Below are 22,896 nucleotides of genomic sequence, written 5' to 3' on the forward strand. Positions count from 1 at the left end.
AAAGGGCCGGAAACAGCCTGAAAACAGGCCGCAACGGGCGTTCGGCGTGGCTGCTTCTCATAAGGAGGAGGAGGGAGCGCGCCGCGAGGACACGCGGCGCGCCGTTCCAGAAGGGCGGGAAATGAGCCGGATCAGGCGCTCGCGAGCTCGTCCGCGAGGTCGCGCGCGGCGTCGAGGCTTGCATCTTCCGCGAGCGCCTTCTCGACGAGGAGGCGCGCCTTGCCGCTATCACCTTGCGCAGCCGCGAGCCTCCCGAGGTGGAAATACGCGAGCGCGCGGCCACGCGACGTCGTGCCCTCGGTCGAGCCCGGCGCCGTGATCTTCATCATCGTGACCGTCCGGAGGACACGCGAAGCGACGTCGCCGTCGCCCCGATCCACCGCGAGCTGGCCGAGCTCGAGCGCGATGTCGGCGCTGCCCGCGTCATTGTCGAACGCCTTCGAGAGCTGCTCGAAAGCCACGTCGTCGTTGCCCGACGCGCGCTCGACGTGCGCGAGGGCGCGATGCGCCGCCGCGAGCGTCCTCGACCGACGACCCTCGTACGCAGCGACGGCATTCGTGGCGAGCGGGCGCGCCTCGTCGACGCGACCCGCCGCGACATACGCCTCGGCCAGCACGATGACGGGATCCCACGCCTCCGGCGCCCGACGACGAGCGTCCTCGACGAGCTCGACCGCAGCCGTCGCGCCCTCGGGCGACGCGAGGAGCACGCGCGCCGCGTGGAGCAGGAGCTCGACCGCCGCCGGGCCCTCGACGTTCGCCGCCGCCGAGGCGATCGACGCCGCCGCGAGCTGGTGATCGCCCATTTCACTTTGAGCCCCAACGAGCTCGGCGACGAGGGCGCGATCGAGCGGGTCGATGTCGAGCGCGCGCTTGAGGACCTCGATGGCGCCCGGGAGATCCTGCTCCTTGTCGCGGAGGATCGCGGCAGCCTTGCGGAGGCAGCCGACGCGCTCTTCCTTGCCGGTCCGACCCTCGGCCTCGATCTGGTAGACCTCCGCGAGCTTGCGGAAATCCTCGCGGGCCTCGAAGCGCTGCCTGAGCGTGGCGCCGAGGACGGCGCTCGTCGGGAACGCGCGGTACCCCGCCTCGAGCGCGCGATCCACGCCGTCCTCGTCGCCCTGCTCGGCGCGCAGCGCGGAGAGCCGTTGCGCGGTCGCCTCCGCAGCCTCGCCCTTCTCGGCGCCGAGGAGCTTCTCGAGCGCATCCCCGAGCTCCGAGGGATCCTCGGCCTTCTCGCAGAGGCGTACGATGGCGCGCAGCGCGTCGAGGTTGTTTGCGTCCCAATCGAGGATGCCCTGGTACGCGTCCCGGGCACGGCCCGCCTCGCCCTGCTGCTCGAGCAGCGCGCCGAGCTGCATGGAGAGCGACGCGACGGAAGCCGTGTCCTCGCGGTCCTTGGCGAGGTCGATACGACGCTCGAGGAGCGAGGCGAGATCGTCGACGCGGCCCGCGGCCGAGAGCAGGCCGGAGAGCACCCTGGCCGCCTCCTCGTTCGCCGGATCGTCGTCGAGGAGCTCGTGGAGGGTCGTGATCGCCTCGTCGGCGCCGCCTTCACGCTTCTGCGCGAGGCGCGCGCGTTCGAGGCGCATGCGCGAGCGATCCTCGACGGTCTCGAGCAGCGGGACGACCTGCTCGATGAGGCGCCCGAGGGCCTCGTCCTCGCCGAGGCTCCGGTAGAGATCGGCGAGCGGCCCCCAGAGGTCACGATCGGCAGGCTCACGCTCGAAGAGCTCGGCGTAGAGCTTCGCCGCGCCGGCCAGATCGCCGAGTTTGTCGCGAGCGATCGAGGCCGCCGTGAGCAGGTGCCCACGCTCGTCGCTGGGGTCGGCGACGCGGGCCGCGCGCTCTTCGAGGGCGCGCGCCTCGGCCCAGTCCTCGGCCGCAGCGCGCACCTTGGCGAGCGCGACGAGCGCCCACAGGTCGTCCGACATGTCGGAGACGCCCTCCTCGCGGGCGAGCGCGCGCCGCAGGACCGACTCGACGAGCGCCGCGTCGTCGAGGCCCTCGGCGACGGTGACGGCCTCGCGATAGAGGTCGACCCCGCGCTCGGGCGCGAGCAGGACGAGCGCGTCGACGAGGGCGCGGGGCCGCTCGTGCTGGCGCGCGAACCGCTCGAAGAGCGGGGCGATCAGGGGCGCGTTCTCGTCACGCTGGAGGCCGAGCCGGCAGATCGCCTCGGCACGATCGGGCGACGCGTCGAGCGAGAGAGCACGCTCGAGCGCGGGCACGCCACGCGCCGCGCCCCCCGGCTCGCGCAAGGCGAGCTCGGCGAGACGGTAGAGGCCATCGGCCAGCTCGGCAGGCGGAGCGCTCTCGCTCGCAGCGGCGATCCGCTTCTCGAGGATGGCGATCTGCCCCTCGCGATCGCCGCGCTGCTCGCAGGAGGCCTCGAGCGCGCGCCAGACCTCGTGGATCCGGCGATCCCCAGGCCGCTCGAGCAAGAGCACCTCGGCGCGCCGGAACGCCTCGTCCGCCTGGGCCGCGTCGCCGCCCTCGCCCGAGAGCGCACGACCGAGGTGGAGGAGCAGATCGACGAGCGGAGGCTCGACCGTCGCCGCGGCGATGAGCTTGCGCAGGGCGTCGAGGTAACGATCCACCACGCCGAGGCGGCGAGCGAGCCCGAGCGCCGCGCGATGCGCGTCGGCCGAGGTCGGGCGCACGGAGAGGGCGCGGAGGTACAGGGAGAGCGCGTCCTCGGCGCGACCGAGGTGCTGCTCGTAGAGCGAGGCGAGCTCGGCGAGCAGGGGCGCAGAGGCCGCAGCGTCCGCGCCTGCGCCCTCGAGCCGGAGCTCGAGCGCGCGAGCGAGGAGCACGTGGTTCTGACGGCCGCGGAGCGCACGCACGAGCCTGTCGGCCTCGTCCGGGCTCTCGCGCGAGGCCTCGAACGCCGACTCCACGTGCTCGGCGGAGCGATCGGCGTCGCCCTGGCGATCGGCGATCTCCGCGAGCGCGATGAGCACCTCGGTCCGCGTGACGGCGGGGCTGCCCTGCTCGTCGCGCAGGCGCCGCACCATCATGAGGAGCGAGCGGTACGTGCGTTGCGCCCGATCGTACTGGCCCTCGTCGAACGACAACCGCGCGAGCGCGAGCAGGATCTCGGGGTGCGTCGGGTCGATCTTGAGCGCGACGTCGAGCTCGGCGAGCGCAGCCTTGCGATCCCCGGTCGCGAGGAAGACCCGCGCCAGGTAGTAATGCACGATCGCGCGGTCCTTGGGCCGCCGGCTTCCGTACGACTCGATGATCTGGCGGAGGATGGTCGAGGCCTCGTCCGCGCGGCCCGCGGCGCTGAGCGCGTCGCAAAGCGAGAGCTTGATCGCGCGATCGTCGGGCGTGAGCTGCACGGCCTGCTCGAGCAGCGGGACGGCCGCGTCGGGCTTGTTCCGCTTGGAGAAGTGCAGATCGGCGGCCTCACGGAGGAGGGCCGTGCGCTTCTGGGTGTTCTCGGTGTGCTCGGCCTCGATGGCGATGAGCTCGGCGAGCGGGCCCCACGCCTCCGCCTCGCGGTAGAGGACGGAGAGGCGAGCCCGGAGCGGCGCCGGGTCGGCCACGCGGCCCTGCGCCTCCTCGAGGCGCTGCTGCGCGAGCGCAGGCTCGCCCGAGGCGATGTAGGCCTCGGCGAGGCGCAGGACCGGGTGCGGCGAGGCGTCGGCCGGCGCGTCCGCGCAGATGGTCTCGAGGACCTCCGCGGCGGCCGCGTGATCGCCGCGCGCCGTGAAGAGGCGAGCGAGCGCGTCGAGCGAGGCCATGTCGCGGTACCGCGCGGCGCGGCGGTAATCGCTGATCGCGCGCGGCAGATCGCCGACGCGCGTCTCGGCGATGATGGCCGCCCTGCGCCAAAGCTCGGCGGCGGTCGTCGTGTCGCGGTTGGCCTCGCGCCGCGCCGCCTGATCCTCCCAGAGCGCCGCGAGCGCGCCGTGGTCACCACGCGCCTCGAAGAGCTCGGCGAGTTTGTCGACGGAGGGCGCGTGCGAGGGGCTCTCCTCGAGGTTCTTGCGCAAGGACCCGATCGCGCGCTCCGCGTCGCCCGACTCGACGAGCAGGAACGCGAGGTCGACGCGCAGATCGACACGCGCGAGCACGTCGTCCGCCACGGAGATCTGCCGCTCGCGCAGGGTGAGGAGCTCGGCGCGACGCCCCTCGTTGCGATAGAGCTCCTCGAGGCGAGAGCCCACGAGCTCGTCGGTCGGATCCTCGCCGAAGAGCTCCTCGTAGATGACGATCGCCGGCTGCGCGTCGGAGATCTCGGCAGCCGCGAGGCGGAGCGAGCGGCGACGCGAGGGCTCGAAGGGCAGCTTCGCGCCGTCGAGGCAAAGCGTGACGACACGCGCGAGGTCACCCTCCTCGCGGCAGATACGCACGAGGACGTCGAGCGCCCACGCGGCGAAGGTCGCGGCCTCGCTCATCGGATCCGAGCCCTCGCCGATCCAGCGCGCCTCGGCCTTGTGGAGCATGGCCTCGGCGATGCTCTTGGCGAGGCTCGCGTCGCCCACGTGGTCGCTCGCGACGGTGACCGCCTCACGGTGGAGCGGGAGCGCGTCGGCAGACACCTCGCTGAGGCGCAAGAGCGCATCGACGAGGGGCTTGCCAGGCGTGTGGCGGCGCAGCTCGACGAGCGCCGCGAGCATCTCGGCGTTCGTCGGATCGTACGTGAGCGCCCGCTCGATGGCGACCTCGGCGGCACGCTCGTCGCCGCGGCGATCCCGGTGCCAGAGCGCGACGCTCCACCACAGGGCCCGCGCGACGTCGGCCGGGACATCGCCCTCGGCCTCGATCGCCGGGAACGCGTCGGCCACGTCGGACCAGCGATCGGCGGTCGCGGCGAGGCGCAGGACCTCGGCCGAGAGCTCGGGGGTCTTCACGGCCGCGAACGCGCGCCAGACCGCGTCGAACGCCGCACCAGGGTCGTTCCGGCGGTGCTCGTGCAGCGAGGCGGTCTCCGCGAGGATCGCCGTGCGCTCGGCCGCGGAGGTCGCGGCGGCGAGGCGCGGCTCGAGGAGATCGATGGTGCGCTGCCAGTCGCCCGAGGCCGAATAGGCCGCCGTGAGCACGCGGACGGCAGCGGCGAGGATCGGCCGGCGACCTTCGTCGTCGAGGTCGATGAGCGAGAGCAAGGTCTCGAGGCCAGAGAGCGCGAGGCCGCCCGGATCGGCGCAGCGGATCGCGGCCTCGTAGCTCGTGACGGCCTCGGCCCACTGGGCGGTCCGATCACGCTGCACGTCGCCGAGGCGACGATACAGCTCGGCCGCGCGGGCGACGTCGCTGCCGGTCTCGTCGGCCTGCATGGCGCTCATCAAAAGCAGCTCGACGAGCTCGGGCCAGCGAGCCGCCTTCTCGAGCAGCCGAGCCAGCGCGTCGCAGCTCTCGTCGTCGGCGCCGAAGCGGCTGCGCACGCCCTCCCACACGGTGATCGCGCGGGCGGTGTCGTTGAGCTCTTGATCGCAGATCGCCGCGACGCGCACGAGGTCCTTGCGCGCGTCCGCGCCCTCGGTGAGCTCGGCGCGACGCTCGAGGACCTCCGCGAGCTCGCCGAAGCGGGCCTCGGATTCGAGGTCGGTGGCCAGGCCACCGAGCGCGTCGAGGTCGCTCGGCTCGTCCGCGAGGCGGGCGCGATACGCCGCGATGGCGCGCGGTTTGTCGCCGAGCTCGCTCGACGCGATCCGCGCGACCTCGAGAAGCGTGGCGCGGCGCGCGTCGGGATCCTTCTCGAGGCGCGCGAGCCGCTCGAGGACCTCGCAGCGCTCCGCGGAGCGGCCCTCCTCGGCGAGGAGGCGCTCGAGGTCCCGCGCAGGGCCCACCACGAGCTCGGGGTGCTCCGGTTCGAGCGAGAGGATCGCGCGGCCGAGATCGATCGCGCGACCCCGATCCCCGAGCTTCTCGACGTAGATGGCCGAGGCGCGGGAGAGGAGCTCGATGCGGAGAGCGCCCTCGGCGCCCTCGGAGACCGTGACGAGGACCTCCGCGAGCCGATCGAAACGGTCGACACGCGCGGCCAGGCGCTCGAGCTCGGCGCGGTGGGCCGGCTCGGCGGGTTCGAGCGCGACGAGCGCGGCGAGGCTCTCCAGCGCGCTCGCCGGGTCGTCGAGGACGTCGGCGCGCAAGGAGACGATCTCGCGCAGGAGCTTGCCACGCGCGGCGGGATCGACCGCGGCTTCGAGGCGCACGGCGAGCACACGCGCGAGGTCCTCGTGGCGCTCCTCGCTGCGGTAGCGGCCTTCGAGGACGACGGCCGCGCGCTGGCGGGCCGTGTTCTCGGCCTCCGCGTTCGGGCGGATGGAGAGCGGCTCGCCCGCGTCGCTCGCGGCGAGGACGCGCTCGAGGAGGTCGAGCGCCTCGGCGCGCGACGGTTCGACGGAGAGCATCTCCTCGACGACGCGGAAGGCGGCGTCGGGCTCGCCGACGCCGTCGAGCCAGAGCGACGCGATCCGCGCGCGGAGCTTCTGCGCCGCCTCGACGTCGAGCGCGGCGAGCTCGTGCGAGAGCAGCTCGATGAGCGGGCGGTGGCGGCCGAGGCGCTCGTAGAGGCGCTCGAGCGAGGCGCGGATCTTCTTGTCGCGCGGCTTGAGCGGCAGGAGCTGCTCGAGGTACTGCACGGCGCGATCCGGATCGCCCGCGAGGTCCTTCGCCGACTCGGCTGCGTCCTCCAGGAGCTCGACGCGCGCGAACTTGTCGTCGGTGCGCTCGATGGCCTGGTCGTAGAGCGAGAAGAGGTCCGCCCAGCGCTCGTTCTGGTTGTAGGCGAGCTTCAGGCGCTCGAAGGCCCAGAGCGCGTCGGGCGCGACGTCGACGACCCTGCGCAGGAGCCTCATCACGGCGTCCTGATCGTCGAAGAAGAACTCCTCGTGGTAGTCGACCGAGCGCCGCCCGAGGTCGTCGAGCGTGTCGGGATCGAGCTCGCGGACCGTGTCGGACTCGAGCTTCTTGCGGTAGGCCTCGGCGACGAGATCGGGCCGATCGGCGTCGCGGCCGAGCTGCTCGGCGCGATCCCAGAGCGCCGCGTCGTAGGGCAGCTCCTCGACCGCGCGCACGGCGAGGTCGAGGGCGAGCTCCGGCGCGGCGCCCGGCCTGTCGAGCAGCCGCGTGAACCAGCCGGCGCGCAGATCCAGGACGTCGCTCGCGTCGGCGGGCGTCGCGATGAGAAGCTTGAGGATCCGCGCGGCGATGGCCTCGTCGTCCGTCGCGTCGCAAGCGCGCTCCAGCATCTCGGCCGCGCGCCTCCGCGATTCGGGCCGCGAGAGGGCCCGCTCGAGGAGCACGAGCGCGCCCTCGTTGCCCGGCTCGGCTTCGAGCACCGGCTCCACCGCGGCGAGCGCCTCGTCCACACGGCCGAGGCGATCGAGCAGGAGCGTCGCGAGCTCGAGCTCGAGCGCCGTCCGCTCCGCGCCCTCGCGCAGATCACGGCGCGCGGCGAGCATGGCCGCTGCGCCCTCGACGTCACCGAGGTCGAGCAGCAGCCGGCTGCGCGCCGCGAGCGCCGCGTCGTTCTGCGGATCCTGTTCGAGCACGCGGGCATAGAGCCCCTCGGCCGCGCGCGGATCCTTGAAGACGTTCTCCTCGGCCGCCGCCCACGCGAGCAGCGCCTCGACGCGACGATCGCCCTCGGCGCGTTGCAGGCGGAAGCCGAGCACCCAGCGGCGATCCTCGAGTCGCGCCTGCGTGGGCGGGCTCCGATCGAGGAACGCTTCGAAGGCCTCGACCGCGCTCCACGGATCCGAGGCGCTCTCGATCATGCCGCGGTACGCCGCCGCGGCCTCCTCCTGGCGCTCGGGATCGGCCCCGAGCACACGCGCGCGCGCCGCCAGGAGGGCCTCACGCGCGCCGACGTCGAGCGCGCCCTCGTCCGCGAGGAGCGCGTCTGCCGCGCCCACGAAGCGCGTCGTGGCCCTCGCGTGGATGGCCGCGTCCTCGAACGCGAGCAGTTTGTCCGCGCGCTCGGCCGCATCGGCCGCGGTGCGGAAGAGGACCTCGTAGACCGCGGGCAACTTCTCCCAGGCCTCGGAGCGGCGGTAGAGATCCACGAGACGCTCGGCGGCCTCGCGATCGTCGGCCGAGAGCGCGAGCACGCGCTCGAAGAGGCGCTCCGCGACCGCGCCGTCTCCGCCGCTGTCCGCGAGGTCGCCTGCGCGGCGGTAGTCCTCGATCGACGCCGCCGTGTCGCCCAAGGCCTCGGCCTTCAGCGCGGCGAGGAGCTCGAGCCACTTCGCCTCGGAGAGCGGGCCGTCCGCGCTCGCGATGCGGCGCTCGAGCAGCACCCGGTAGAGGTCGTTGTCGCCCGCCTTCCGCGCGAGATCCGCGATCCGATCGAGCGTCTCCTCCGAGAGCGTGGTGCCCTCGTCGAGCAGGCTCCGGTAGTGCTGACGCGCCCGATCGATCCACCCGCGGGAGGCGGACAGGTTCGCCATGCGCAGCGTGATCGCCGCGCGCTCCTCCGCGTCGGCCGCGCGCTCCACGCCGCCGAGCAGCGCCGCGTAGAGGCCCTCCGCGTCCCCACCTTCCTCCATCACGTCGAGCAGCGCCTCGTAGGCGCCTCGATCCGTCGCGTCCTCCGAGAGCGCGCGCCGATAGGTGGCCGCCGCGGCCGCGAGGTCCCGCAGCCCTCGACGCTCGATCGTGCCGATGGAGTGGAAGATCTCACGACGCCGCTCCGGATCCGTCGTGGCCGCGAGCGCGCCCTTGTAGAGCGCGAGCCGCTCCTGCGCGTTGCCGTGTTTCTGCAGGAGGGCGTCGATCCGCGCGATGAGGTCGGGCGACGAAGGCTCGAAGGCGAGCGCGTTCCGGAGCACGGAGAGCGCGCCGACGAAGTCACCGTAAACCGCGAGCGCCTCGCCCGTGGCCTTCGCGAGCTCCGCGATCGCCGGGTGATCGACGCTCCGGTTGCCGAGGGCCTGGATCAGGATGCCCGCGCGGCGCGCGGCGTCGTCCCCCGCGAGGCGCTCGACCGTCGAGAGCCACTCCGGCACCTCCTCGGCCATGTCGTTCGTGGCGATGCGAAGGCCGAGCCCCGCGAACTGCATGGCGCGCTTCGTGTCCCCGAGCTCCCCCTCCGCGAGCTGCGTGGCCTCGCGCAGCGCGGCGAGTTTGTCGACGGCGTCCTTCGCCACGTCCCCGCGCACCTCGAGGACCTTGAGGAGCCCCTGGTTGGCGCCCTCCTCGCGGTAGATCGGCTCGAGGACGTCGGCCGCGCCGAGCCGATGATCACCGCCGCCGAGCATCCGCTCCACGGCCTGGCGGCAGGTCTTGTCGGAGCGATCGAGGTCGAGCGCCTGGCGGTACGCGTCGAGCGCGCCCGCGCCGTCGCCGAGCCGAGCGAGCCGCACCTGCGCCAGCTTCGCGAGGATGGCGACGCGCTCCTCGGAAGGCGCGAGCCCCGCCTCGGCGTCGAGCGTCTGCGCGAGCTCCTCCCATCGCTGCTCGCGCTCGAGCAAGGGCAGGATGCGCGCGTGGATCTCGCGCGTCGGCCCGTACGTCTGGAGAAACCGACGCCAGCCGTCGAGCACGGCGCCGAGATCGTTCGAACGCGCCGCGCGGAGATCGGCCGCGCGGAAGGCGAGATCACGCGCCGCTTCCCGGTCCGTCTCGAGGGCCGCGCGGCGCTCGAGGACGTCGGCGAGCGAGACCTCGTCGCCCGTGGCCTCGTAGAGGCGCTCGAGCGCGGGCAACGCGTCGCTCTCGAGCGACGTGCCGACGAGCTTGCGGTACGCGGCGATCGCGCCCGCGGCGTCCCCGAGCGTCTCCTCGCGCAGCCGCGCGAGCCGCTCGGCCGCGCCGGCGCGCGCGTCGGGCTCCGGCTCGATGTCGCTCAGCCGATCGAGCGCCGCCGCGAGCGCGCTCCCGTCGCCGGCCTGCTCGCACAGCTCCGCGAGCGCCCGCGCCGCGCGCACGCCCGCGTCCTCCGCGAGCCCCGCGTCCACGGCGCTCTGGAACGACGCGCGCGCCCGCTTCGGATCCCCCGTCTCCAGGAAGAGCTCGCCGAGGTCGGCGGCGATCTTGGCGCGCACGAGCGGGTCCTTCGCGCCGGCCGAGGCGCGCGTGAGCACGCGCGTCACGTCGAGCCTGCGATCGAGCGCGGCGCCGATGGAGCGGTACCGCGCGCGCACCTCGTCGTCGTTCGGATCGACCGTGAGGATGCCCTCGTAGAGCGTGAACGCCGCGCCGAGGTCGCCGAGGTGGTGGTACTGCAGCGACGCGAGCCGCTTCTGCGCCTCGAGCCTGCGCGGGCCACGCACGCTGTCGATCTGGATCGTGAGCATGCGCGCCGCGTCCTCGTACTGCTCGCGCGACATGAACACGCTCTCGATGGCGGCGGCGGCGCGCGCGGCGAGCGTCTTGTGCGTGAGGAGCTGCTCGCACGTGCTCCACGCGAGCTCGCTGTCGGGGTTCTTCTTCAGCACCTCCTCGGCGTGCGGCAGCGCCTTCTCGATCTCGTGCAGGCTCACGGAGTAGAGCTCGATGGCCTGCTCGCGCAGCGCGAGGAGATCCTCGTCGGGGGGCGGCGGATCGGCCGCGATGGCTTGCTCGTAGAGCTTGGCCACGTCGGCGAAGCGACCCGCGGCCACGAGCCGCTCGGTCATCGCGATGCGGCTGTCGGCGTCGGTCGGGTCGAGCCGCAGGATCTGCTGGTGGAGCTTGAACGCCTTGTCCTCTTCGCCCGGGAGCGCGGCGAGGATCTGGACGGCGGCGCGGAGGAACGCGAGCTGCTCCTGTTTGTCCTGCCGGTGCGCCGCCATCTGCGTGTAGAGCTCGGCGAGCTTCAGCCAGTCCTCGCGGTCGCGCAGGATGGCCTCGAGGCGCTGGAACGCGTCGACGTTGCCCGGCGAGAGCTGCATGACGCGCTCGAGGTGCGGCTGCGCCGTCGCGCCGTCGCCCGCGTAGTCGACGAGGAACGCGGAGGCGCAGAGCAAGAGCTCGATCTGCGCGGCCGGCTGCAGCAAACGAATCTTCCGGTCGCGACAGATGGCGTCGTAGGCAGCGGCGAGCTCGGCGATGCGGTTGTCCCGATGCGCGGCCTGATGAAGCATGTCCCAGAGCTCGCCGGGGCTCGCGCCCTTCGCGAGGGCCTGAGCGAGCAAATCCAGGAGCGCGGGCTCGTTCTCGAGCGTCTGTTCCAGGGCCGAGGCAACGGTGTCCAGCTGCGGTACGGCGCGACCGGTCTTCGATTCCTGCATGTCCCTTCCCGAGCCGCCGGGGAAAATCGGCGCGGCCGAGAACGTATCAAGGATCGTTCGGACCGATCGCATTGATCTGAATCGTCCGAGGGCAAAATGTCGAAATGCAGCGGGAACCCGGGAGACCGGTCGGCCACCTCGCCTCCCGGGGTGGCCCCACGCGGGGGGCATGGGTTACGCTGCGTCACCGTGCTGACCACACGTCGAGCGTTCTTGATCAGCGCCTCCGCGGCGGCGTGTTCACTCGCCGCGACGCGTCGCGCCGAAGCCGAAAAGACGCCCGATCCCGGCGGCCCGGACCTCGACGTGCGCGACCTCGATCTCCCCGGGGATCGCGCGCTCGGCCGGCGCATGACCCTCGCGATCCCGCGCGGGCTCGACGCCACCCGATCCCCGGCGCCGCTCCTCGTTCTTCTCCACGGCCTCGGCGAGACCGGCGACGAGCGCATGGGCGCCTACGCGTGGCTCGAACGGTACGGCCTCGCGACGGCGTACGCCCGGCTCGCCCGGCCGCCCGTCGCCCGCACGTCGAAGCGGCTGGACTTCACCGACGCGCATCTGCGCGTGGTCAACGACGAGCTCGCGCGCGCTCCGTTCCGCGGGTTCGTCATCGCCTGTCCGTACACGCCCAACGTCAACAAGGCGAAGAACCCCAGGGCCGCGCTCGACGGATACGCGCGCTGGATCGCCGAGGTCGTCGTGCCGCGCGCGCGGCGCGAGGCGCACGTCGCGGCGGACGTCGCCCGCGCCGCCCTCGATGGTTGCTCGCTCGGCGGCTTCGTCGCGCTCGAGGTCTTCTCGCGCCGCCCCGACGTCTTCGGCGCGATCGGCGTCGTGCAGACGGCGATCGGCGCGCACCGCGCCCCGGGGTACGCCGATCGGATCGCCTCGATCCTCACGAGCCACGGCGCGCGCGGCGTGCACGTCGAGACGAGCGCCGCGGATCCGTTTCGCGCGGCAAACGAGGCGCTCTCGGCCGAGCTCGGCAAGCGCAAGGTCCCGCACGACGCCATCGTCTTGCCCGGCCCGCACGACCAACCTTGGCTCCGCGAGGTCGGCACGCTGGAGATGCTCCGCTGGCACGACCGCCGCTTCCGGGGTTTGTCTCCGTCGAAAACCTGAGCCGGGGGCTCGTTACGCTTCGCCCACGCGGTGCATCGACATCATCACGGCGGGCGTGAGCCCGTGCAGCGCGTACGCCTTCTCCCATCGATCGTCCACGTCGACGTCGAAGAGCACGCCTTCGTCGAGCGGCGTCGGCAGCCACGCGCCGGCCCCGATTTCTCGCTCGAGCTGCCCGGGCCCCCAGCCGCTGTAGCCGAGCACCACCATCCGCCGCTTCGGATCCGGCGCGCCCGCCTGCGCGACGCGCTCGTGCACGAGCTCGTCGAACGCAAGGCGACGCGAGGTGACCCGGATCCGCCCGTCCACCGCGAGCACGCCCTCCTGCTCCGGATCGAGCTCCGGATCCACGCAGAGGATCCACCCCATCGTCGGCGCCACCGGTCCCCCGAGGAAAACCGGGCCCTCGTCCTTCGACTCGGGGCCCTTGTATCCCGCGAGCTTCAGCACCTCGCCGAGCGACATCGGGGCGACGCGGTTCACCACGAACCCGAGCGCGCCGTCCGTGTTGTGCACCGCGAGCAGCACCACCGTCCGATCGAAGTTCGGATCTCCGAGCGGAGGCGACGCGATCAAGAACCCGGGCGCGAGCGAGCGTTGGGCTTTCATCATCCGTTCCCATCTTAATCGAATTCGTGGCCGCGGGAGCGCCCGCTCCATGCTCCCGCGCGCCTCGCGTCGAAAGGCGGTGAACGCTACGATCGCCGAACCATGCGCGATCGCACCGAACGAAGGCCGCCCCGCGCGCGGCCCTGGGTCACCGTGCACTTCGCGCAATCCCTCGACGGTCGCATCGCCACGAAGGCCGGCGACTCGCGGTGGATCAGCGGACAGGAGACCACGCGCTTCGCGCACGCCCTGCGCGCCGCCGCGGACGCGGTCCTCGTCGGATCCGGCACGGCCCTCGCCGACGATCCTCTGCTCACGGTGCGGCACGTGCCCGGCAAGCAGCCCCTGCGCGTCCTGCTCGACACCCGCGGCCGCGTGCCTCCCGCTGCGCAGCTCTTCCGCGACACGACGACACGCACGCTGCACGTCACGCGGCAGGTGCTCGGCGCCGAGCTCCCTTCCCACGTCGAGCGCTGCGCGCTGCCCGTCTCGCCGAGCGGCGAAGGCGTCCACCTCGACGCGCTGCTCGTCGCCCTCGCCGAGCGCGGCGCGCGTGAGCTCCTCGTCGAGGGTGGCCGCGGCGTGATCACCTCCTTCCTCCGCGAAGGCCTCGTCGACAGGCTCGTCGTCACGGTCGCCCCGCTCGTCATCGGCGAGGGCATCGAGGCCGTCGGTGATCTCGGCACGCGCAAGCTCGATCAAGCCCTGCGCCTCGAGCTCCGCCGCGTGCTGCACGTCGGCGGCGACGTGCTCCTCGAGCTCGCCCGCGAGGGCGCGCCTCCCTTGCCGATCGCCCTCCCCGATCCCGCGAAGGTGACCTCGTGATCCCGGCGCGCTCCATCTGGTTCGAACGCCCCGGCGTCGCCGCCCTCCGCGAGGAGACCCTCGCCGATCCCGGCCCCGGCGAGGCCCTCGTCCGCGCGCTCGCTTGTGGCGTCAGCGCCGGCACCGAGCGGCTCGTGCTCACGGGCCGCGTACCACCCGACATCCGCGCCGCGATGGCCCTGCCCACGCAGCGCGGCTCCTTCGATCTGCCGACGAGTTACGGCTACGCGGCCGTCGGCCTCGTCGAGGCGATCGGCGCCGGCACCTCGCCGGATCTGCTCGGCCGCGTGGTCTTCGCGCTCCATCCGCACCACGATCGTTTCATCTCCAACGAACGCTCCCTCCGCCCTCTGCCCGAAGGCCTCCCCGCGCCCCGCGCGACCCTCGCGGCGAACCTCGAGACCGCGCTGAACGCCGTGTGGGACGCCGAGATCGCCCTCGGCGAGCGGGTCGTCGTCGTGGGCCTCGGCGTCGTCGGCCAGCTCGTCGCGCGCCTCTCGACGCTCGCGGGCGGCCGCGTCGCGTGCATCGACCCGGACGAACGCCGCGTCGCCCTCGCCCGCGAGCTCGGCTGTGCCGCGGCGTTCACCACGATCGATCCTTCGATCGTCGCCGAGGCCGACGTCCTCATCGACGCGTCCGGCTCCCCCGACGCGCTCGCCGCGCTCGTCGCTGCTGCCGGGTACGAAGCGCGTGTCCTCGTCGTCTCCTGGTACGGCGAGCGCGGCGTCACCTTGCCCCTCGGCGGCCGATTTCATCCGAACCGCGTCACCATCCGCTCGAGCCAGGTCGGCGCCATCCCTCCGCGCGCCCGCGCTCGTTTCACCTTCGAACGCCGCTTCTCCGTCGTGAACGAACTGCTCCGCGACGAGCGCCTCGATCTTCTCGTCGGACCGCTCGTTCCCTTCACCGATGCGCCCCGCCTGTACGCGGCGCTCGCTGCCGGTGAGGCCTGGCATCCGCCGCATCGCGTGCTCGATCCTGCGCGTTGATCCGCGGCGCGTGCGGTATCCTCGCGAGCATGTACACGGTCGGCGTTCGCGATCACATCATGGTGGCTCACCGCCTCGACGGCGAGTTCTTCGGACCTGCGCAGCGCATGCACGGCGCGACCTACGTCGTCAGCGTCGAGGTCGAGCAGGAGGAGCTCGACGAACACGGCGTCGTTTGCGACATCGGCATGCTGCGCGAGAAGCTACGCGGCGTCCTCGATCAGCTCGACTACAGGAACCTCGACGATCACCCGTGCTTCACGCCCGGCAAGTCCACGACCGAGGTGATCGCGCGTTACATCCACCGCGAGCTCGGGCACGTCCTTCCGCTCCGCGCGGGCACGATGCTCACGGTCGTGCTCGACGAGTCCCCGAACGCGTGGGCCAAGTACCGCGGCCCCATCCGCGCGGCTTCCACCATGCCCGGCGCGGAGCTCGGGGTTGCTTGATGGCGCGCGCGCGGCGTTCGTCGTTGATGGTCCGCTCGATCAACCGACCGGCGGCTACCTCTACGATCGCCTCGTCATCGAAGGGCTGAGAGCGCGCGGCGTCGACGTCGACGTCGTGAACCTCGACGCGCGTTCTGCACTCGCACCGCTGCGCGAGAACGCTCGCCTGCTCCGCCTCCTCGCTCCATCTCCCCGCGCCCATGACGTCGTCATCGTCGACGAGCTCTGTCACCCACGCGCCGCGGTCGCCGCCGCGCTCCGCCGCGCGCCTGGGCCGCGCCTCGTCACCCTGCTCCACCACCTCGCCGCCAGCGAGCGGACGGGCGCCTCCGCGAAGCTCCGCCTCTTCATCGAGCGCGCGCTGCTCGCCGCCTCCGATCGTGTCGTCGTCACGAGCGAGACCACCGCGACCGCGGCCGTCGCCGCGGGCATCTCGCGAGATCGCATCACCGTCGTGCGCCCCGGCCGCGATCGACTCGGCGCCCGCGTAGCGCCACCCGCGCGCTCGCGCGACACTCCCGTCCGCTTGCTTTTCCTCGGCGCCCTCACGTCACGCAAGGATCCCCTCGCCTTGCTCGAGGCCTTCGCCGCCGTCGCCGCGCGCGCCGTCCTCACGCTCGTCGGGCCCGCCGATCGTGACGCGTTCTACGCGGCTCGCGTGCTCGCTGCCGCGTCTCGCTTCGGCGCCCGCGTGCGCGTGACGGGCGCGCTCTCCGACGCCGCCCTCGCGCGCGAGCTCGGCGAACACGACGTCCTCGTCCTCCCGAGCCGCTACGAGGGGTACGGCATCGCCCTCGCCGAAGCGGCCTCCCACGGCCTCGCCCTCGTCTCGTGTGACGCGGGCGCGATCCCCGAGGTCGTACGCCACGGCGAGGAGGCCCTCCTCGTCCCGCCCGGCGATCCTCGCGCCCTCGAACGTGCGCTCGTCGCCGTCGTGCGCGACGATCCTCGCCGCGTCGCCATGCAACACGCCGCCCTCCGCCGCGCCGCGGACCTGCCCACGTGGGCCGACACCCAGGACGCCTTCTGTCGCGCGGTATTCCCGACAAGGCCTTGACTCCCCCGCGCAACACGCGCTTCCGCGGCCTTCACGAATCCCCGAAACGTGGTCGCCTTCCGTTCTAGAATGGTGGCGAGGCTCCGATCGGATAGGGCACGCCATGCACGACGATCACGCACAAACCTCCCGGTTCGAAGGCGCCGTGGAGGAGGCTCTCGCGGGCGTCCGGGGGCTCTTCCGCCTCATCGTGGAGAAGACGAGTGAGCTCGTCGTCGTGCACCGCGGCGGCAAGATCCTCTACACGAACCCCACGCTCGCGACCTGCCTCGGCTACGAGAGCGGCGAGGCGCTCTACGGCCGCCCCCTCGGCGACATCCTCCACGCCGAAGACGTCACCCGCGAGAACCGCCGCGTGCGCATCATGCTCGCGACGAACGAGAACGCGCCGCTCTACACCTATCGGCTCGTCCGACGCGACGGCAGCGCGCTCACCGTGGAGGTCGCCTCCGCGCCCGCGCCCTTCGAGGGCGGCGTCGCCGTCATCAGCCTCTGCCGCGACATCACCACGCGTATCGAGACCGAGGCGCGCGTCTACCAGGCGAACCTCATGAACTCCATGGGCACGCTCGCCGCCGGCGTCGCCCACGAGATCAACAACCCGCTCGCCTACGTCACGCTCAACATCGCGCTCGTCACCAAGAAGCTCGAAGACCTCGCGAGCGCGTCGGGCGCGCGCGGCGACGAGGCCACGCAGGCCCTCGCGCGCGAGCTGCTCGGCTGCTGCGGCGAGGCCCTCGACGGCACCGAACGCGTCGCCCAGATCGTGCGCGACTTCCGCGTCTTCTCCAGCGCCAACCAGGAAGAGCGCCGCCCCGTCGACGTGCGCCGCGTCCTCGACGCCTCCATCAAGGTCGCCGACAACGAGATCCGCCACCGCGGCCACCTCGTCCGCAGCTACGGCGAGGTCCCGCTCGTCCACGCGAACGAAGCCCGCCTCGGGCAGGTCTTCCTGAACCTGCTCGTCAACGCCCTGCAGGCCTTGCCGCAGGGCTCGGTCGCGACGAACGAGATCCGCGTCGTCACGGCCACGCACAAGGTCTCCGGCAGCGCGCTCGTCGAGATCCGCGACAACGGCCCCGGCATCCCGCCCGAGATCTTGAACCGCGTCTTCGAGCCCTTCTTCACCACCAAGCCCGTCGGCGTCGGCAGCGGCCTCGGCCTCTCGATCTGCCGCAGCATCGTCAGCGCCCACGGCGGCCGCATCGAGATCGAGAGCGAGGTCGGCAAAGGCACGGTCGTGCGCGTCACGCTCCTGCCCGCCGAGAGCGCCGACATCGCCGCCGACTCTCGCTCCGACGTCCCCAGGCGCGCGCCCGTGCCGCGCCTCTCGGTCCTCGTCGTCGACGACGAGCCCGCGCTCCTCTCGGCCATCGTGCGCCAGCTCGAGCGCAGCCACGACGTCGACGGCCGGACGAGCTGGAAAGGCGCCCTCGAGGCGCTCGCGGACAAACGGTACGACGCGGTGCTCTGCGACGTGATGATGCCCGGCGTCTCCGGCTTCGACATCCACAGCTCCCTCTGCGAGCGGATGCCCGAGTCTTCCGAGCGGATCGTGTACATGACCGGCGGCGCCTTCACCCAGGAGGCCCGGAGTTTCCTGGCCCAGGCCCCGAACCGGTGCCTGGAAAAACCCTTCTCGCCGGCCGACCTCGAGGAGATCCTGCGCGCCATCGCCCCCCGCGATCGCGCACCTTCCTCGGTTTGAGGTAATGTCCGCCGCGAGATGATGAGCGACGGCCTCCGCCTCGTTTTTCAGGGCGGCACGGTGCGCCTCGACGGCCTCTCGCCGGACGACGCGACGAGCTTACCCCCCGTTTGTACGTGGGACGCGCGTGAGAACACCTTCCGCGTCCCCGCCTCGTCCTACGCGGACCTCGTGCTCTGGCTCCGCGCGAAAAAGCTTCCTTTCACCGACGACGCGCGCGCCTACGACACGCTCGACCTCGAGCCCGCCGCGCGCCACGAGCCCTTCCCTTACCAGCGCGAGGCGCTCGACGCGTGGGCCGCGTATCGCTTCCGCGGCGTCGTCGTCCTGCCGACCGGCGCCGGAAAAACCTACGTCGCCACCATGGCGATCGCGGGCCGCAAGCGCTCCACGCTCGTCGTCGTGCCCACGCTCGATCTCTTGAACCAGTGGTACGACATCCTCGCCGCCGCCTTCGGCCGCGCGATCGGCGTCATCGGCGGCGGCTACCACGAAGTCGAGCCGATCACCGTCACCACCTACGACTCGGCGCACCTGCACATGGACCGACTCGGCGGCCGCTTCGGCCTCGTCGTCTTCGACGAGTGCCATCACCTCCCGAGCTCCTCCTACCAGCTCGCCGCGCGCATGAGCATCGCGCCCTTCCGCCTCGGCCTCACCGCCACGCCCGAGCGCACCGACGGCCGCGCCTACGACGAGCTCATCGGCCCCATCGTCTACCGCAAGGACATCACCGAGCTCTCCGGCGACTACCTCGCTTCTTACGAGACCGAACGGATCAACGTCCCGCTCTCGCCCGAGGAGCGCGAGGCCTACGACGCGGCCCGCGGCGAGTACGTCGCCTTCCTCCGCGAAGAGGGCATCCGCATGTCCTCCCCCGACGGCTGGAGCCGCTTCCTCTACCTCTCCTCGCGCAGCGACGCGGGCCGCCGCGCCTTCCTCGCCTACCGCAAGCAGCGCGCCCTCGCCCTCGCCGCGCCTGGCAAGATCAACGTCCTCGCGCGCCTGCTCCACAACCACCGGCACGACCGCACGATCGTCTTCACCGAGGACAACGCCACGGTCCACCAGATCTCGCGCCGCTTCCTCCTGCCCTCGATCACCCACCAGACCCGCGTGAAAGAGCGCAGCGCGATCCTCGCCGCCTTCAACACCGGCGACCTCGGCGCCGTCGTCACCTCCAAGGTCCTGAACGAGGGCGTCAACGTCCCCGAAGCCAACGTCGCCATCGTCTTGAGCGGCAACGGCTCGGTCCGCGAGCACGTCCAGCGCCTCGGCCGCATCCTGCGCAAGGGACAGGACAAACGCGCCTTGCTCTACGAGCTCGTCGCCGAGAAGACCGCCGAGCAGTACACGAGCGACAAGCGGAGGGAGCACGTTGCTTACAAGTGATCTCCTCCGCGTGCGCCGCAAAGGCGGCCGCGTCGTGCCTCGTTACCTCCGCGGCGACGACGCCGAGCTCGCCAAGGACCTCGCCAAGGACTTCGTCCGCATCCTCGCGAGTGGCGTCGGCCGGAGCCGCGACGAGATCGAGGCCGCCCTCGACGCCGTCCCCGTCCCGGCCGACGCACGCCTGCTCGGCGAGGGCCTGCGCAAGGTCCTCGACGCGTCGTGCACGTGGAGCGTCCCGTCCGGCGTTGATCCCGAGGAGATCCGCCGCGAAGTCTTCCTCGCCGCCGCCAAGGCCCACCGCGCGCTCGACGTCCGCAGCGAGTTCGATCGCGAGAGCGTCCTCGCCGAGATCGCCCCCCGCCTCGGAAAAACCCCCGCCGAGATCGACGCCGCGCTCTACGCCGATCTGCGCGAGAACGAGCGGCTCGAGGCCTTCCGATCGATCGGCCCCGAGGCCCTGCTCGAGCGGTACGACCTCGGCCTCGCCCAGGCCATCTTGCTCAAGGCCACGCGCGTCACGATCCGCGTCGCCGGCGAGGGCCCCGATCGTTACCGAAGGCTCTTCCGCGCCGCGCGTTTCCACGGCCTCATCCACGTCGTCGAGGGCTCACCCGCCGAGGGCTATCGCATCACGCTCGACGGCCCGTGGAGCCTCTTCGACGCCGTGCAGAAGTACGGCCTGCGCCTCGCCATGTTCCTGCCGCAGGTCCTCGTGTTCCGCGACTTTCACGTCCACGCCGAGCTCGCGTGGGGCAAGGCGCGCACGCGAGCCGTCCTCGAGATCACCCCCGAAGACGGCCTCGTCTCGCACGTCGCCGACGCCCCCTCCACGGGCCCCGACCTCGACGTGTTCAAGCAGGCCTTCGAGCGCCTCGGCTCGGAGTGGATCGTCGCCGACAACGATCACATCTTCGCCCTGCCCGGCGAGATCGCGTGCGTGCCCGACCTCGTCTTCCGCAACCAAGAGACCGGCGAGGAGGTCTTCCTCGAGGCCTTCGGCTTCTGGAGCCGGCAGGCCGTCTGGCGACGCATCGAGCTCGTCCGCAAGGGTTTCCCCGCGCGTTTCCTCCTCGCCGTCGGCAAGCAGCTCCGCGTGAGCGAGGAGGTGCTCGCCGAGGACGAGGCCGGCGAGATCTACGTCTACCGCGCCACGATGTCCCCACGCGCCGTGCTCGAACGCCTGCGCCGCAAGGGCTAGGACGTCAATCGGTCGGCAGCGCCGACTCGTTGCCGATCAACGAGCGGACGAGCGGCGGCACCGAGAACCCGTTCGCCGTGCGCAGCTTCGAGCCCGGCCCTCCGCAGTCGTAGCTCGGCTGCGCGCTCGCCCATCGCGACGGGCAGACCTTGTTCACGTACGACGCCACCGATCCGCTCGTATCGCCGAGCCAGCGCGTGTGCTCGATGCAACGCGCGCCCATCGGCGTCCACTCCGCCTCGAACACGAACTCGTTGCCCGCCGACGCCTGGATCCCGAGCTCGTCCCACACGTCGACCGGCGTGCCGTCCTGCGTGTGCGGCACCCCGTCGCCGCAATAATCCGCGCGCAGCATGCGCGTGCACGCCTGGTGCAGCAGCGTGCCCGGGATCTCCTTGCAGACGCCCGGTTTGGCGCACTCCGTCACGTCGCTCCAGGGCTTGTAACCGAGCTCCACGCACTTCGCGATCGCGTACGGCCTGCACGCGAAGGTGAAGCTCGTCTCCGACGGGAGGTGCATGCCGCTCGTCGTGGTCTTCTGCGAGTAGTCCCAGGTGCCCGGCAGCGGGATCGCGCGGCGCGGCGTGCCGCCCGACGTGCCGCAGAGGCTCTTCCAGTCGTCCTGCTTCGGGTTCGACAGGTACGAGATCTCGTAGAGGAACACGTCGGGGCGCGTCGACGTGACACGATCGTCGATCCGCAACGAGATCGTCTGCCCGTTGCTCAGCATGCCCGTGAAGATCGCGCCGAGGAACGCCTCCGGCGCCACGGGCTTGCCGTCCGCCGTCTTGCCGACGAACTCCGTGCCCTCGAGCTTCACCCCGTTCAGCGCGAGGCCGTTGAGAGAGACCCCGTTCAGCGCGATCCCGTTCAGCGCGAGTCCGTTCAGCGCGATCCCGTTCAGCGCGAGTCCGTTCGTCGTGCTGAGCGCCTGGACCGACGTGATCACCTCCTCCTCCTCGTCTGCGGTCTGCTCCGTGCAAGCCGCGCCGGCGAGCATCGTCAGCAGGATCGAGGCCCGTGCGGTGGCGCGTCTCCATCCAATCTCGGACGTGCAGGACATCCACGAATGCATGTTTCTTCCCTCTCTGGGAGCGCAGATGCCCACGGGCGCGAGAGCGTTTCGCCGGGGCCGGAGGGAAGCAGCAAACCGTCGCGTCGCGATTTCGCGCTCACGGTTCCCGGCGTCGGTTCCCGATCCAACCTTTTCGCCAGTAAAAGACGAAGAGCGCGGCCACGCTGAGCAGCATGAGCGCGATCGAGAACGGATACCCGTAACGCCACTCGAGCTCGGGCATGTTGTAGGCCGAGACCCTCGTGTCGAAGTTCATCCCGTACACGCCCGCGATGAACGTGAGCGGCAGGAAGATCGTCGAGATGATCGTGAGCACCTTCATGATCTCGTTCATCCGGTTCGACACCCCGGAGAGGTGCAGATCCATGAGGCCCGAGGCGACCTCGCGGAACGTCTCGACCATATCCATCACCTGCACCGCGTGGTCGTACGTGTCGCGCAGGTAGAGCCGCGTGTGCTCCTGGATGTGGGGTGATCCGTCCCGGAGCAGCGAGTTCGCGACCTCGCGCTGGGGCCATATCGTCCGCCGCAGCGAGAGCAACTCTCGCTTCACGTCGTGGATCTGGTGCGCCGTCCCGTCCTTGCCGCGTAGCGCGTCGAGCTCGATCTCGTCGAGCCGGTCGCCGAGCTTCTCGAGCACGGGGTAGAAGCCGTCGATGATCGCGTCGAAGAGCGCATACGCGAGGTAGTCCGAGCCGCCCGTGCGCATGAGCTGCCGCCCCTTGCGGATGCGCTCGCGCACCGGCTCTAGCACGTCCGCGCTCGGCTCCTCCTGCACCGTCAGCACGAAGCCCTTGCCGAAGACGATCGCGATCTGCTCCGTCACGAGCGCGCCCTTGTCGTCGGCCTGCGCCATCCGGCAGATGATCACCTGCTGCCCCGGGTACACGTCGCTCTTCGGCCGCTGCGGTACGTTCACCACGTCCTCCAGCGCGAGCGGGTGGATGCCGAAGACCTCCCCGAGCCGCTCGAACGTCGGCTTGTGCCCGATCCCCTGCACGTCGATCCAGGTGATGCTCGGGCGGTCGTCGATCAGGTAGGGCATCGCCTCGTCGACCGAGTCGATCCAGCGCTCGACGATGTGATCGAGGCCGTAGTCGATCAGGTACATCTTCGGCTTGTTCGGATCCTCGACGAGCAGCGTGCCCGGCGGCGCGCCCGGCGCGGGCTCGTTGGAGAGGATCAGGCTCGGCCGCGGCCTCCTGCGCATCGTGGCCACGCTCGACGAAGGCGGCGGGGCGTCGTGGGTGTCCTGCACGGAGCCCATCCTACCGCCTGCCGGGCCTCCCTTCGCCGCCCGCGCG

General features: G+C 71.8%; 12 protein-coding genes. 8 read left to right on the forward strand and 4 right to left on the reverse strand.

Annotated elements, in window-relative coordinates:
- Positions 1 to 131: 131 nt before the first annotated feature.
- Positions 132 to 11,165, reverse strand: coding sequence for a tetratricopeptide repeat protein (locus tag GF068_RS08330; RefSeq protein ID WP_153818781.1), 11,034 nt, complete (start codon positions 11,163 to 11,165; stop codon positions 132 to 134).
- A gap of 189 nt (positions 11,166 to 11,354) precedes the next feature.
- Here GF068_RS08330 and GF068_RS08335 point away from each other — a divergent pair, with 189 nt between their 5' ends.
- Entirely contained in the window at positions 11,355 to 12,287 is a 933-nt protein-coding gene (locus GF068_RS08335; RefSeq protein WP_338046283.1) for an alpha/beta hydrolase, read from the forward strand.
- Between the two features lie 12 nt (positions 12,288 to 12,299).
- Here the strand turns inward: GF068_RS08335 and GF068_RS08340 are convergent, their stop codons facing one another.
- Positions 12,300 to 12,899: a YqgE/AlgH family protein gene (locus GF068_RS08340; RefSeq protein ID WP_240806739.1), complete on the reverse strand. Its 600-nt coding sequence runs from the start codon at positions 12,897 to 12,899 to the stop codon at positions 12,300 to 12,302.
- Between the two features lie 99 nt (positions 12,900 to 12,998).
- On the opposite strand from GF068_RS08340, the gene GF068_RS08345 reads away from it, so the two are divergent.
- From GF068_RS08345 to GF068_RS08375, 7 genes are all read left to right on the forward strand, one after another.
- Positions 12,999 to 13,721, forward strand: a complete 723-nt coding sequence (locus GF068_RS08345; RefSeq protein WP_153818782.1) for a RibD family protein — start codon at positions 12,999 to 13,001, stop codon at positions 13,719 to 13,721.
- Complete coding sequence (locus GF068_RS08350; protein WP_153818783.1) at positions 13,718 to 14,713, forward strand: zinc-binding dehydrogenase; 996 nt, start codon at positions 13,718 to 13,720, stop codon at positions 14,711 to 14,713. Before GF068_RS08345 ends, GF068_RS08350 begins: the two co-directional genes overlap by 4 nt.
- A gap of 29 nt (positions 14,714 to 14,742) precedes the next feature.
- On the forward strand, positions 14,743 to 15,162 hold the full coding sequence (locus tag GF068_RS08355; RefSeq protein WP_153818784.1) for a 6-pyruvoyl trahydropterin synthase family protein: 420 nt from the start codon (positions 14,743 to 14,745) through the stop codon (positions 15,160 to 15,162).
- Entirely contained in the window at positions 15,155 to 16,219 is a 1,065-nt protein-coding gene (locus GF068_RS08360) for a glycosyltransferase family 4 protein (RefSeq protein WP_153818785.1), read from the forward strand. Before GF068_RS08355 ends, GF068_RS08360 begins: the two co-directional genes overlap by 8 nt.
- A gap of 103 nt (positions 16,220 to 16,322) precedes the next feature.
- A complete protein-coding gene (locus GF068_RS08365) occupies positions 16,323 to 17,927 on the forward strand; it encodes an ATP-binding protein (protein ID WP_153818786.1) in 1,605 nt (534 codons plus the stop codon).
- Positions 17,928 to 17,948: 21 nt separating this feature from the next.
- Positions 17,949 to 19,319 (forward strand): DEAD/DEAH box helicase family protein, encoded by a 1,371-nt coding sequence (locus GF068_RS08370; RefSeq protein ID WP_153819143.1) that lies wholly within the window; start codon positions 17,949 to 17,951, stop codon positions 19,317 to 19,319.
- Positions 19,320 to 19,329: 10 nt separating this feature from the next.
- The gene (locus GF068_RS08375) at positions 19,330 to 20,517 is read left to right on the forward strand and encodes a DUF790 family protein (RefSeq protein WP_338046284.1); all 1,188 of its coding nucleotides are present in this window, start codon (positions 19,330 to 19,332) and stop codon (positions 20,515 to 20,517) included.
- Between the two features lie 4 nt (positions 20,518 to 20,521).
- Here GF068_RS08375 and GF068_RS08380 read toward each other — a convergent pair whose 3' ends face one another.
- Both GF068_RS08380 and corA read right to left on the reverse strand, forming a co-directional pair.
- Complete coding sequence (locus GF068_RS08380; RefSeq protein ID WP_153818788.1) at positions 20,522 to 21,592, reverse strand: ADYC domain-containing protein; 1,071 nt, start codon at positions 21,590 to 21,592, stop codon at positions 20,522 to 20,524.
- A gap of 97 nt (positions 21,593 to 21,689) precedes the next feature.
- Complete coding sequence (gene corA, locus GF068_RS08385; RefSeq protein WP_338046285.1) at positions 21,690 to 22,850, reverse strand: magnesium/cobalt transporter CorA; 1,161 nt, start codon at positions 22,848 to 22,850, stop codon at positions 21,690 to 21,692.
- Between the last annotated feature and the right edge of the window lie 46 nt (positions 22,851 to 22,896).

It is taken from the genome of Polyangium spumosum (genome assembly GCF_009649845.1).
Lineage (GTDB): Bacteria > Myxococcota_A > Polyangia > Polyangiales > Polyangiaceae > Polyangium > Polyangium spumosum.

Bases quoted from the DNA above. Each gene is read 5' to 3' on its own strand.
- GF068_RS08330 (WP_153818781.1), bottom strand. From the start codon at position 11,165: ATGCAGGAATCGAAGACCGGTCGCGCCGTACCGCAGCTGGACACCGTT.
- GF068_RS08340 (WP_240806739.1), bottom strand. From the start codon at position 12,899: ATGATGAAAGCCCAACGCTCGCTCGCGCCCGGGTTCTTGATCGCGTCG.
- GF068_RS08345 (WP_153818782.1), top strand. From the start codon at position 12,999: ATGCGCGATCGCACCGAACGAAGGCCGCCCCGCGCGCGGCCCTGGGTC.
- GF068_RS08355 (WP_153818784.1), top strand. From the start codon at position 14,743: ATGTACACGGTCGGCGTTCGCGATCACATCATGGTGGCTCACCGCCTC.
- GF068_RS08365 (WP_153818786.1), top strand. From the start codon at position 16,323: ATGCACGACGATCACGCACAAACCTCCCGGTTCGAAGGCGCCGTGGAG.
- GF068_RS08370 (WP_153819143.1), top strand. From the start codon at position 17,949: ATGAGCGACGGCCTCCGCCTCGTTTTTCAGGGCGGCACGGTGCGCCTC.
- GF068_RS08380 (WP_153818788.1), bottom strand. From the start codon at position 21,592: ATGCATTCGTGGATGTCCTGCACGTCCGAGATTGGATGGAGACGCGCC.